This is a genomic window from Pseudomonas sp. FW305-E2, assembly GCF_058782925.1.
This window is the reverse complement of the sequence record NZ_JBYSYE010000027.1, coordinates 35,474-47,812: the sequence shown is the minus strand read 5'-3', so window position 1 is coordinate 47,812 and position 12,339 is coordinate 35,474. Positions and strand designations below refer to the sequence as shown.

General features: G+C 59.2%; 9 protein-coding genes. 8 read left to right on the top strand and 1 reads right to left on the bottom strand.

The features are described 5' to 3' along the window. Positions 1-18: 18 nt before the first annotated feature. Together AC3WLP_RS18810 and AC3WLP_RS18805 are read left to right on the top strand one after the other, a co-directional pair. Positions 19-252, top strand: a complete 234-nt coding sequence (locus AC3WLP_RS18810) for a PLD nuclease N-terminal domain-containing protein (RefSeq protein WP_012052257.1) — start codon at positions 19-21, stop codon at positions 250-252. A 35-nt stretch (positions 253-287) separates the two neighbouring features. Next, entirely contained in the window at positions 288-1,616 is a 1,329-nt protein-coding gene (locus AC3WLP_RS18805) for an SDR family oxidoreductase (RefSeq protein WP_088513153.1), read from the top strand. Positions 1,617-1,735: 119 nt separating this feature from the next. Here AC3WLP_RS18805 and AC3WLP_RS18800 read toward each other — a convergent pair whose 3' ends face one another. Next, entirely contained in the window at positions 1,736-3,199 is a 1,464-nt protein-coding gene (locus AC3WLP_RS18800) for an efflux transporter outer membrane subunit (protein ID WP_088513152.1), read from the bottom strand. 81 nt (positions 3,200-3,280) lie between these two features. Here AC3WLP_RS18800 and AC3WLP_RS18795 point away from each other — a divergent pair, with 81 nt between their 5' ends. The 6 genes from AC3WLP_RS18795 to folE2 all read left to right on the top strand — a co-directional run bounded on the left by AC3WLP_RS18795 (position 3,281) and on the right by folE2 (position 12,227). Next, positions 3,281-3,895: a TetR/AcrR family transcriptional regulator gene (locus AC3WLP_RS18795; RefSeq protein ID WP_088513151.1), complete on the top strand. Its 615-nt coding sequence runs from the start codon at positions 3,281-3,283 to the stop codon at positions 3,893-3,895. A gap of 77 nt (positions 3,896-3,972) precedes the next feature. Then, a complete protein-coding gene (locus AC3WLP_RS18790) occupies positions 3,973-5,076 on the top strand; it encodes an efflux RND transporter periplasmic adaptor subunit (RefSeq protein ID WP_088513150.1) in 1,104 nt (367 codons plus the stop codon). Then, on the top strand, positions 5,073-8,165 hold the full coding sequence (locus tag AC3WLP_RS18785; protein ID WP_088513149.1) for an efflux RND transporter permease subunit: 3,093 nt from the start codon (positions 5,073-5,075) through the stop codon (positions 8,163-8,165). Before AC3WLP_RS18790 ends, AC3WLP_RS18785 begins: the two co-directional genes overlap by 4 nt. 72 nt (positions 8,166-8,237) lie before the next feature. Next, a complete protein-coding gene (fabF, locus tag AC3WLP_RS18780; protein ID WP_012052251.1) occupies positions 8,238-9,530 on the top strand; it encodes a beta-ketoacyl-ACP synthase II in 1,293 nt (430 codons plus the stop codon). Then, positions 9,527-10,777 carry a multidrug effflux MFS transporter gene (locus tag AC3WLP_RS18775; protein WP_088513147.1) on the top strand — a complete coding sequence of 417 codons (1,251 nt, stop codon included), beginning with the start codon at positions 9,527-9,529 and terminating at the stop codon, positions 10,775-10,777. Before fabF ends, AC3WLP_RS18775 begins: the two co-directional genes overlap by 4 nt. A gap of 505 nt (positions 10,778-11,282) precedes the next feature. Further along, the gene (gene folE2 / locus AC3WLP_RS18770; protein WP_017148335.1) at positions 11,283-12,227 is read left to right on the top strand and encodes a GTP cyclohydrolase FolE2; all 945 of its coding nucleotides are present in this window, start codon (positions 11,283-11,285) and stop codon (positions 12,225-12,227) included. Positions 12,228-12,339: the final 112 nt, after the last annotated feature.

The following is a 12,339-nucleotide window of genomic DNA, read 5'->3' as shown; positions in this document are numbered from 1 at the left end:
GCCACAGGAGAGAAGCCTATGAACGACCTTGCCATGTATTTCTGGATTGCAGTGGCGGCCATTCTGTTGCTCATCGACTTATGGGCCATCGTGAGTGTGTTCAGAAGCGACCAGTCCGACGCCTGCAAAGTGCTATGGGCCTTGGTGATCGTCGTGCTTCCGATCGTGGGCCTGGCCATCTGGGGCGTTGCCGGGCCGCGCGGTATCAAGCGCGGAACCGGGCCGACATCCGACGAACACAGCAAAGGTTGAACGTTTTGCAACGCACATCGAAAGGGGTCATTACCATGATCGATCAAGCGACAGGCATGAAACCAGGCGAACGTTACCGCGTGGAGAACGTCGAGCGCGCCCATCAATTCCCCGGCTTTTTTCTGGACGGTAGATATTACCTTGGCCCCGAACTGCTGACGGCTGTCGGCTGGCTTGAAGGCACGAAGTTCATTTATGACAGCCTGGATGCGGAGGGTGAGCCGGTATTCCCCGATCGGGTGGCCGGCACCATCGAGGGGCTGAAATTGGTGCTGGTCGACGGCACCGCCCTGGAGCTCTCGAGGATAGAAGCCCGTGTTTTCCTCGAATCTGCGACTGACGCGTTCGAGCAAGATTCACCGCCGGCCGAGCCTTCATGCTCAGCACAGGTAAAAGGCCCGTTGCGCGGCAAGGTCGTGGTCATCACCGGCGCTTCAAGTGGCATAGGGAGGGCCACCGCGCATGCGTTTGCCTGCAAAGGTGCTCGCCTGGTCCTGGCCGCACGGGATGAAGAAGCGTTGTTCGAGGTGCTGGACGAGTGCACCGATTGCGGGACGGACGCCGTGGCAATCACCACCGACGTTACCAGCAGCGATCAAATGCGAGCGCTGGCCGCACAGGCTGCCGAATTTGGCCATGGCCGGATCGATATCTGGGTCAACAACGCCGGCGTTGGTGTGGTCGGCAGCTTCGAGAAAACGCCGCTGGAAGCCCATGAACAGGTCATTCAAACCGACCTGGTCGGTTACCTGCGCGGCGCTCATGTGGCCCTGCCCTACTTCAAGGCGCAGCGCAGCGGCATCCTGATCAACACGCTGTCACTGGGCAGCTGGGTTGCCCAGCCCTATGCAGCGGCCTACTCGGCAAGCAAATTCGGCCTGCGTGGCCTGACCGATGCGCTGCGGGGAGAGTTGACGGAATTTGCCGATATCCATGTCTGCGATATCTATCCAGCGGTCATGGACACGCCAGGGTTCAGGGATGGCGGTAACTACACCGGCCATGCCCTCACCCCGCCTGGGCCGATCTACGATCCAGAACTGGTGGCAAAGGCCATGGTCGCATGCGCCATTTCCCCTCGTGCACACACCACGGTCGGCACCGCCGCCCGCCTTGCCCACCTGGCCAGCTTCCTCGTTCCAGGTCTACCGCAGGTTTCGGGATGGCTGACACGCTGGGGCATACACCGCAGTCCCCGTGCAACCATTTCCTCGGGCAATCTGTTCGAACCGCCGAGTGGCCGACGCCGCGTGGACGGTGGCTGGCGAAGCCGCAAAAACAACACACCGTTGTGGGTGGGTGCAGCTGTCCTGGGCATTATTGCCGGGCTAGTCATTACTCGCACGCAACGCAGGCGCCGCTGATGAGCGCGAGCACAAGTCATGCACGAGGGCGACCTCTACAGACTGACCCGACCGGTCCATTATCTGCGTGGGGGGCGCACCTGAGGGATACGTCTACGGCGCTAACCAACGGAGCGACATCAAGTTTTTCTTTCTCGTATCGCTGCCATTGAAGAGGGGGACCACCCTCCTCCCAATGCGCGATACGTAGCGATTGCAGCACGGGCCGCCTCTGTTTGCGCGACCGCTCGTGAATCTGAAGCCCTAAGCAGTTGTTGATCAGCGTTCAGGACGTTCAATAGACTTGCAGCGCCCTTCTGGTAGGCCGCAAATGACGATTGTCGCGCTTGCGCAAGGGATGCCTCCCCCTCGCCCAGGAACTGTGCCTGCTGCTGGCGGTTGACCAGTGCAGATAATGCGGTCTCGACGTCTTGCGAAGCTCCCAGCACGGCCTGTCGATAATAGGCCAAAGCTTCAGCCTCACGCCCTTTCGCCTGCTGGATTTCTGCATTGATCCGGCCAAAATCAAAAAGTCTCCATCGCAAGCCAAGAAACGCAGCCGCCTGGCTTGCCCCACCGGTGAAAAACTGACCGCCAGAGGTCGAAGCAGTGCCAACGAGTGCTCCCAGCGAAAACGTTGGATAATACTCACTGATTGCACTGCCAATAAGCGCGTTTGCAGACATGACTCTTCGCTCGGCAGCGATCAGATCAGGCCTGCGGCGCAGCAATTGGGCCGGCTCGCCGATGTCAGATAACTGAGGGGCCTTCGGAATGTGCGAGGGTGCTGCCATTTGAGTTCGATGGGTGCCTGGACTGCTGCCAAGCACAACGTCCAAGGCATTGAGTGCAGCATCAAGGTTTGCTCGCAAGACTGGGATTGTTGCGTCAACTTGCGAGAGCTCGCCTTCGGTTTGGCGAACCTCATAGTCTGCCGCCAGCCCCTTTTGATTGAGCAGTTTGACTTTGCCCAAAAGCTCCCTCTGTGTTCTTGCCTGAGCTTGAGCAATGGCGAGACGAGCCTGAAGACCTCGAACGGTGATATAGATGTCGGCAGTCTGGGCTGCAATGGCAAGACGCGTCGCGACCGCACCGGCCTCGTACGCTTGGTACTGCGCCATAGCTGCCTCACGATTGCGTCGCAGCCCTCCAAACAGATCGATTTCCCAGCTTGCATCGAGATTCAGCTCGTAACTGCTCCCGTAGCGGTCGTAGCCCGGTGTTGAATTCAAGACCTGACCTAACGGTGTCTCGATCGATTGACGTGAACGAGCTGCTTGGCCATTCACGCTCGCCGAAGGCACGAGTGCTGCGGTAGCGGAACCGAGGGTTGCCCGAGCTTGCACAACGCGGGCCTGGGCTTGGGCAAGCTCAAGATTTTGCCCTATCGCTTCAGTCACGAGTGTGCTCAGCAGCGGATCTCCAAACCCATCCCACCAATTATCGAGTTTGTCGGCCCTCGCGCCTGGCGTGACAGCCAGCCCGGCACTACTGATGTAATGATGGGCCAGCGGTGCGTTTGGCTGTTTATAATCCGGGCCAACCATGCACCCTGCAGAGAGGCTGGAACTCAGCAGCAGAGCAATAGTTCGGTAGGGAAGCATGATGATTCTCGTAGACCAAGAGCGGCAGTGACCATATCATATTTTGGTCACAGCCTGTCAACCCGTTCCAGGACGCTTCCAATGACTAAACCTTCTCCACCCTCGCCGGCGCGAGGGCCTGCTGACCACGATGTGAGGGATCAGATCATCCAGGCTGCGATGGAGCACTTCGCCCACTATGGGTATGACAAAACCACTGTCTCGGATCTGGCAAAATCAATCGGCTTCTCAAAGGCCTACATCTACAAATTTTTTGAATCCAAGCAAGCGATCGGCGAGGTGATCTGCTCCCGTCGGCTGGCGCTCATCATGCAACGCGTCGAGGCGGCCACTGGCAATGCCCCCAGCGCCTCGGAGAAGCTAAGGCGTCTATTCCGTAATATCGCAGAGGCTGGGGCTGACCTTTTCTTCCAGGAGCGAAAACTCTACGACATAGCCGCTGTGGCATCGCGTGACCAGTGGTCGTCGGTCAAATCCCATGAAGCCAATATCAGCAGGTTAATTCAAGAGATCCTGATACAGGGCCGCAGCGCGGGAGAATTCGAACGCAAGACACCAGTGGATGAGGCGACGCTGGCCATCTTTCTGATCATGAGGCCCTACGTAAATGCCGCGCTCCTTCAGCATAACCTGGACACGCTTGAGGATGCGGTTATCCAACTGCCGGCCTTGATACTCAGAAGCCTCGCTCCCTAGCAGATTGTGACCATTGACAATATTGGTCACCAGTAGAAAAATGGGATTCCTACATCGCCTTTTGAGAAAGGGATCCCATGCGCCTGCGTCCTGCCGCCTTAGTCGGTTGCTTACTCCCACTCGCCCTCGTCGCTTGCGGGGACTCTTCACCTGGAAAAGACCCGAGAGATAAACCGCCGGTCGTGAAAGCGGTCTCAGTACAGGACGCGTCAGAACTTGCACGTTCGTTTTCCGGGGTTGTGGTAGCTCGCACGCAGAGTGACCTCGGCTTCCGAGTATCCGGAAAAATCTTGCAGCGCCTGGTCGATACCGGACAAACAGTCAAACGCGGTCAGCCCTTGATGCGCCTGGATCCGGTGGATCTGAATCTGCAGGCGCGCGCGCAGCAAGAGGCAGTAGCTGCTGCTCGGGCACGGGCCAAGCAGACCAGTGACGACGAAGCTCGCTATCGAGGGCTGGTGGCCGAGGGCGCGGTCTCGGCATCGTCTTACGACCAGATCAAAGCTGCGGCTGATGCCGCCAAGGCGCAACTCAGTGCCGCGCATGCTCAGGCTGACGTTGCCAGGAACGCCACTGAATATGCGGTCTTGCTAGCCGACGCCGACGGTGTAGTGATGGACACGCTGGCCGAACCGGGCCAGGTCGTCAGTGCTGGCCAAGCAGTTGTAAAGCTGGCCAGGGCTGGGCAACGAGAAGCTGTCGTCTACTTGCCAGAAACGCTTCGACCGGCGCCTGGCTCGACTGCACTCGCCACGCTATTTGGCAAGCCTGCACAGGCCGTACCTGCTCATCTGCGCTTACTTTCAGATGCTGCAGACCCGATTACGCGCACATTCGAGGCCAGGTACGTGCTCACTGGGCCTTTGGCGAGCGCGCCATTAGGTGCAACCATTACGCTTGATATTCCAAATACTGATACGCATTTTGACGCAAAGCAGATACCCATCGGCGCACTCTTTGACCCGGGTAACGGAGCCGGGGTCTGGGTGATAGCTGGCCAGCCGGCCAAGGTGTCGTGGCGCGCGGTGGAAGTGTTGAGTGTCAGTGACGAAAAAGCTGTCGTGAAGAGTGATCTGAACGCTGGCGATCGGATCGTGGCACTGGGTGCGCATCTGCTGCGCGATGGTGTTGAGGTCATGGAACAGGCTCAAACAGCTCAGGTCACGGAGCACCAGCCATGAGCCAGCTTCGTTTCAACCTGTCCGCGCTCGCAGTACGCGAGCGATCAATCACCCTCTTCCTGATTGTGCTGATCGCCTTCGCCGGAACGCTGGCCTTCTTCAAACTGGGCCGTGCAGAAGATCCGCCCTTCACCGTCAAGCAGATGACGATTATCACTGCCTGGCCCGGCGCCACTGCACAAGAGATGCAAGATCTGGTGGCCGAACCGTTGGAAAAACGCATGCAGGAGCTGCGTTGGTATGACCGTACCGAAACCTACACCCGGCCCGGGTTGGCATTCACGATGGTTTCGCTGCAAGACAAGACCCCGCCTTCGGCGGTTCAGGAGGAGTTCTACCAGGCCCGCAAGAAAGCGGGTGATCAGGCCAAGCTCATGCCAGCGGGCGTGATTGGCCCAATGCTCAATGATGAATTCTCGGACGTGACATTTGCGGTCTACGCGCTCAAAGCCAAAGGCGAACCGCAGCGCCAGCTGGTCCGCGACGCCGAAACACTGCGCCAGCAGCTGCTGCACGTGCCGGGCGTCAAGAAGGTCAACATCATCGGGGAACAGGCTGAACGGATATTCGTGTCCTTTTCTCATGACCGCCTGGCCACACTCGGCATCACGCCACAGGACATTTTCTCGGCCCTGGACAACCAGAATGCCCTGTCACCGGCGGGTTCGGTGGAAACGCAGGGGCCACACGTGGTGGTCAGGGTTGACGGCGCCTTCGATCAACTGACAAAGATTCGCGAAACCCCTGTGGTCGCTCAGGGCCGCGCCCTGAAACTGTCGGATGTGGCTGACGTTGAACGCGGCTATGAAGATCCCGCGACGTTCCTGGTACGCAACGATGGCGAACCAGCCTTGTTGCTTGGCATTGTCATGCGCGAAGGCTGGAACGGCCTCGACCTAGGCAAGGCCCTGGAGGCCGAAACAGCCAAAATCAACGAAAGCATGCCTTTGGGCATGACGCTCAGCAAGGTCACCGATCAGGCAGTAAACATTACGTCCTCCGTCGACGAGTTCATGATCAAGTTTTTTGTTGCCCTGCTGGTCGTGATGCTCGTCTGCTTCCTCAGCATGGGCTGGCGTGTCGGCGTTGTCGTCGCAGCCGCGGTGCCACTGACACTGGCGATCGTATTTGTGGTGATGGCCGCAACAGGCAAGAATTTCGACCGGATTACGCTGGGTTCGCTCATCCTGGCCTTAGGGTTGCTGGTCGACGACGCGATCATCGCCATCGAAATGATGGTCGTTAAGATGGAAGAAGGTTACGACCGCATCAAAGCTTCGGCATATGCCTGGAGCCACACGGCAGCCCCCATGCTGTCCGGCACACTGGTTACCGCCATCGGATTCATGCCTAACGGTTTCGCCCAGTCCACTGCCGGCGAATACACCAGCAACATGTTCTGGATTGTCGGCATCGCCCTGATCGCATCCTGGGTGGTGGCGGTAGCGTTCACCCCCTACCTGGGCGTGAAGCTGTTGCCTCAGATCAAGGCGATTGAAGGTGGTCATGCCGCTATTTACAACACCCGTCATTACAACCGATTCCGCACTTTGTTGGGCTGGGTGATCGCACATAAATGGCTCGTGGCAGGCACCGTGGTTTCGACATTTGTGGCCGCCGTGCTTGGCATGGGATTGGTAAAGAAGCAGTTCTTCCCGACCTCCGACCGCCCCGAAGTGCTTGTGGAGCTGCAGATGCCTTATGGCACCTCCATCGAACAGACAAACGCCACTGCAATCAGGGTTGAGTCCTGGCTACGTCAGCAAGAGGAGGCAAAGATTGTCACCACTTACATCGGCCAAGGCCCGCCCCGCTTCTTCCTGGCAATGGCCCCTGAGTTGCCCGACCCGTCCTTTGCCAAGATTGTGGTCCTGACCGAAAACCAGGGCGCTCGTGAGGCCCTCAAGCATCGTCTTCGGGAGGCGGCCTCCGAAGGTCTGGCACCCGGCGCTCAAGTGCGGGTAACACAACTGGTATTCGGGCCCTACTCCCCCTACCCGGTCGCCTATCGGGTGATGGGCCCGGATGCCTCGCAACTGCGCCAGATTGCAGCACGCGTCCAAAGCGTGCTGCAGGCGAGCTCCATGATGAAGACCGTCAATACCGACTGGGGCCCGCTTGTTCCCACGCTTCACTTCTCCCTGAATCAAGATCGCCTGCAGGCGGTTGGCCTGACGTCCGCCTCGGTGTCGCAGCAGCTTCAATTCCTGCTGACCGGTGTGCCGATCACGTCGATCAGGGAAGATATCCGCTCTGTGCAGGTTGTAGGGCGTGCCGCTGGCCAGATCAGACTCGATCCTGCCCAGATCGAGAGTTTCACCCTGGTAGGCTCGAACGGTCAGCGCGTTCCTGTTTCGCAGATCGGTGATGTGAGTATTCGTATGGAGGATCCCATCCTCCGCCGCCGCGACCGAACGCCCACCATGACAGTGCGGGGTGACATCGCCGAAGGGCTGCAGCCGCCTGATGTATCCACGGCGATCTGGAAAGACCTCCAGCCCATCGTCAGGCAGCTGCCTGCGGGCTACAAAATCGAAATGGCAGGCTCTATCGAGGAGTCGGCCAAGGCCAGCCAGGCTATCGTCCCTCTCCTGCCGATCATGATTGCCCTGACGTTGTTGATCATCATACTGCAGGTGCGCTCTATCTCGGCGATGGTCATGGTGTTTCTGACTTCACCGCTGGGGTTGATCGGCGTAGTACCCGTATTGCTGCTGTTCGGCCAACCGTTCGGCATCAACGCGTTAGTCGGCTTGATCGCGCTCTCCGGGATTCTGATGCGCAACACCCTCATCCTGATCGGGCAGATTGACCACAACCAGCTTGAAGGACTTGCCCCCTTCGACGCTGTGGTCGAGGCCACAGTGCAACGCGCACGCCCGGTCTTGCTTACGGCATTGGCAGCCATCCTGGCCTTCATCCCCCTCACCCACTCGGTGTTCTGGGGCACCTTGGCCTACACCCTGATCGGAGGCACGTTCGTGGGCACGATCATGACCTTGGTGTTCCTGCCGGCGATGTATTCCATCTGGTTCAAGATCCACCCAGATAGCCGCATTGCCAAGCCAGCAGCTGCACGCCGCGCCTGATTGAACATTGCCTGCAACCCGTGCGCGCCCGGTGTCATTCGTGGCGCGCTCATGATCCAACGAGAGGTCGAAATGGCTCACAACGTTATTCAAAAGCGCATCGTGGTGACCGGCACCGGCGTTGTTAGCCCGCTGGGCTGTGGCGTAACGGAAGTATGGCGTCGATTGCTGGCTGGCCAGTCCGGGATTCGCGCGCTTGCTGCCGATATCGTCGAAGGCACTGGCGTGTCAGTGGGCGGCAGCGTGCCCACATTGGCCGAGGATGCCGTGGCAGGCTATCAACCCGAGCAGGTCATCCACGCCAAGGAACGCAAGAAAATGGATCGATTCATCGAGTTTGCGCTGGTAGCAGCGGATGAAGCATTGCAGCAAGCCGGCTGGCATCCCGAGCGTCAGGCGGAACGCGCGCGAACCGCCACCGTCATCGCTTCCGGAGTCGGTGGCTTCGGCGCCATCGCAGAGGCGGTGCGCACCACTGACACACGTGGCCCTCGCAAGTTGTCGCCCTTCACGGCGCCATCGTTCCTGGCCAATATGGCAGCGGGTCATGTCTCCATACGCTACGGTTTTGAAGGCCCACTTGGGGCACCCGTCACAGCGTGCGCTGCGGGGGTGCAGGCCATCGGCGATGCCGCTCGGCTCATCAGAAGCGGCGAAGCGGATATCGCGATCTGCGGTGGCGCCGAAGCGGCAATCGATCGCGTGACGCTAGGCTGCTTTGCGGCTGCACGAGCGCTCAGCACGGGCTTTTCGGATAGCCCTGAGCAAGCCTCCCGTCCTTTCGATAGCCAACGGGACGGGTTTGTCATGGCTGAAGGGGCTGGCTTGCTGGTGATCGAGTCGCTGGAACATGCGCTGGCCCGTGGCGCCAAGCCCCTGGCCGAGCTGGTCGGCTACGGAACGAGCGCTGATGCCTACCATTTGACCGCTGGTCCCGAAGACGGAAGCGGTGCCAGGCGTGCCATGCAACTCGCGCTGCAACAGGCGTCGGTAGCGCCTGGGGACGTGGACCATATCAATGCGCATGCGACTTCTACCCAGGTTGGCGACAAGGGTGAACTTTCAGCGATTCGCGCCGTATTCGGTAGCGGCAGCGGCGTGGCGATTACATCGACCAAATCGGCCACCGGCCACCTCTTGGGGGCGGCAGGCGGTATCGAAGCCATTTTCACGGTGTTGGCGCTGCAAGACCAGATCGTTCCCCCCACGCTCAACCTGACTCAAGTCGATGATGCTGCGCTTGGCCTTGACCTGGTTGCAGGAACAGCCCGTGAAATGCCCATCGAATACGCCTTGTCCAACGGTTTCGGATTCGGTGGTGTGAACGCCAGCGTGCTGTTCCGCCGCTGGGAGGCCAGCGTATGAACAGCCAACTCGAAACCCACGCCAACGAAGCTGACGGCGAGACTCAGAGGGCCAACGTTCTGACGGCCAAGGTCATCCTTCTACTGGCAGCACTCGCTGCCATCAGCAACTTGTCCACCAATATCATCCTGCCCGCTTTTCCTGAAATGGCTCGACAGTTCAACGTCTCATCCCAGAAACTCGGGCTGACGCTCTCCAGCTTTTTCATCACCTTCGCCTTCGCCCAATTATTGGTAGGGCCGCTTGCCGATCGCTATGGCCGCAAGCGGCTGGTAGTGGGTGGGCTGATGATTTTCGTGGTGGGTACGTTTTGGGCGGCTAACGCCGCCACATTCGACATGCTGATCCTCGGACGAGTAATCCAGGCTATTGGCGTGTGTGCCGCCGCGGTTCTGGCCAGAGCCATCGCTCGCGATCTTTATGAGGGTGAGAACCTGGCACGCGCGTTATCGCTGACGATGATCGCTGCCGCCACAGCACCAGGCTTCTCACCTTTGATCGGCAGTATGCTGAACACCACTTTGGGATGGCGTGCACTTTTTGTAGTCGTCGGCATGTCGGCAATCCTTATCGCGCTGTTCTACGTCAGAGGGATAGGTGAAACCCTTCCTAGCCGTCGTCGGGTGACTCAATCAGTACCTGCGGTCCTGATCGCATACGGCAAACTGGCGTCCAACCGCCTCTTCATTTTGCCCGCACTGGCGACCAGCCTGCTGATGAGCGGCTTATTCGCCTCGTTCGCCGCTGCGCCGTCCATCTTGATGGACGGTATGGGGCTTAACTCGCTCCAAGTGGGCCTTTATTTCGCGGCAACTGTCTTCGTAGTCTTTGCCGCTGGCTTGGCTGCTCCTCGCTTGGCTCACCGTTGGGGTAGCCGAGCCATCACCTTATCAGGCCTAGCGACTGCGTGTTTGGCGGGTGCATTGCTGCTGGTAGGCCCGAGCAATCCAAGCTTGGGCTGGTACTCATTGTCGATGGTGCTTTTCCTAGGGGGTATGGGTATTGCCAATCCGCTGGGAACGGCCTTGACCATGACACCGTTCGGGAAAGAAGCAGGACTGGCCTCAGCCCTTTTGGGATTCCTCACCATGGCAATCGGAGCAGTGTCGACCTGGATGGTTTCAACGCCGAATTTTCCCACTGTTGCCATACTGGGAACGACCCAAACTGCAGTGTGCTTGCTAGCAATCATGCTGTTCGCGTGGTATGCCAAACGAAAGGTACCACCGAGCACTCAGCGCACATGAGCTAACTCAACTCGACAAATCTCTCCAGTAGGTCCCTCAGCCCCACCGGCACTGGTCGCCGATTATGGCGGTCAACGAAAACGTGCACAAAATGCCCGCTCGCGACCGCCTGCTTATGGCCTTCGACCACAGCGACTACGTTTCAGCTCGCCCCAGGCAACGCATTCTAGGTCAGCGTTGATCTTGTCCAGCAGTTTTCTCCCACTTCAGCAGCCACACGCGAAGCGGCTTCCTGCCTCTACCTGGTCAAGAACACGGACATGATTTGCAATCTAACCTAAATGTTATGTTATAACTAACTAAATTAAACGTTACCTCTGGCTCGACTGCGAACCGTCCATGGCCGGCAACCGGTCCCAGGCCGGGCCCGTCGCGCGCTGCTGACCGATGAGGAAAGGGCCCAGGGAACGGAAGGCTGGATGAAGCTGACCAACCCCTTCCCCGGCTGGAACTGATTCATACCCCTTGCTGCTACGTGCAAGGCTCCCACCACTGGATAGACATGATGAGCTCAGCATTACCCGACGTTTCCGTCACCGACCTGGCCCACAGCCTAAGCCCGTTGCAATGGGTCGGCATGCAGGGTATCGACCTGCCGGTAAGGATCGAAGAACCGACCTACCAGCGCGAGCTACACGCCCGGGCGGATGTCCAGGTCGACCTGCCGGCGCCGCACGTCAAAGGCATTCACATGTCCAGGCTGTATTGCCTGCTGGACGCTTGGGGGCAGGCTGCGGCGGTGTCGCCGGCAAGCCTCTTCGCGCTGTTGCAGGAGATGATCGACAGCCATCAGGATTGCGGAAGCCGTAATGCCAGGTTGCGCCTGGATTTCGATTTGCTGGTTCGCCGCCCTGCGCTGGTGACCGAGGGCCTCTCTGGCTGGAAGTCGTACCCGGTTCACGTGCTCGCCACGAAGGTCGGCGGGGCACTGAACCTGAGTATCGAGGTCAGGATCGGCTATTCCTCGACCTGCCCGTGCTCGGCCGCTCTCTCCCGACAATTGATTGAGGACGGCTTCCTGCGAACCTTCAAGGACCAGCCGCTGCTCGAAGCCAGCGCCGTCGCGCAGTGGCTGCGCAGCAACGCGTCGCTGGCGACGCCACATAGCCAACGCAGCGAAGCTCGAGTGCGCGTCACGGTACCTTCCGATGCCCCGGATCTCGGGTTGCTGGCCCTGATCGACCAAGTCGAAGGCGCTTTGCGCACGCCGGTTCAGACCGCCGTAAAACGGGCTGACGAACAGGCTTTCGCAGCGCTCAACGGGCAGAACCTGATGTTCGTCGAAGACGCTGCGCGGCGTATTCAGGCAAGCCTGCGCGGTTACCGCGATAGCCAAGTGCACGTTCGCCACCTGGAAAGCCTGCACCCGCACGATGCCTCGGCCTGGTCCGCCCCGCAGGCATCTGCGCCTGACCAACAAGAATCATTTGCAACCGGTAATGAGCGCTAATCACTGGTGTTACGTTATTACATCTAATAACATGCGTATCCCAACACATGAACATTTCCTCATCAGGATTCATTTGTCAGGCCTGACGCAAGGCGGCCCCTCTACTCGTAAG

Bases quoted from the DNA above. Each gene is read 5' to 3' on its own strand.
- AC3WLP_RS18810 (WP_012052257.1), top strand. From the start codon at position 19: ATGAACGACCTTGCCATGTATTTCTGGATTGCAGTGGCGGCCATTCTG.
- AC3WLP_RS18805 (WP_088513153.1), top strand. From the start codon at position 288: ATGATCGATCAAGCGACAGGCATGAAACCAGGCGAACGTTACCGCGTG.
- AC3WLP_RS18800 (WP_088513152.1), bottom strand. From the start codon at position 3,199: ATGCTTCCCTACCGAACTATTGCTCTGCTGCTGAGTTCCAGCCTCTCT.
- AC3WLP_RS18795 (WP_088513151.1), top strand. From the start codon at position 3,281: ATGACTAAACCTTCTCCACCCTCGCCGGCGCGAGGGCCTGCTGACCAC.
- AC3WLP_RS18790 (WP_088513150.1), top strand. From the start codon at position 3,973: ATGCGCCTGCGTCCTGCCGCCTTAGTCGGTTGCTTACTCCCACTCGCC.
- AC3WLP_RS18785 (WP_088513149.1), top strand. From the start codon at position 5,073: ATGAGCCAGCTTCGTTTCAACCTGTCCGCGCTCGCAGTACGCGAGCGA.
- fabF (WP_012052251.1), top strand. From the start codon at position 8,238: ATGGCTCACAACGTTATTCAAAAGCGCATCGTGGTGACCGGCACCGGC.
- AC3WLP_RS18775 (WP_088513147.1), top strand. From the start codon at position 9,527: ATGAACAGCCAACTCGAAACCCACGCCAACGAAGCTGACGGCGAGACT.
- folE2 (WP_017148335.1), top strand. From the start codon at position 11,283: ATGAGCTCAGCATTACCCGACGTTTCCGTCACCGACCTGGCCCACAGC.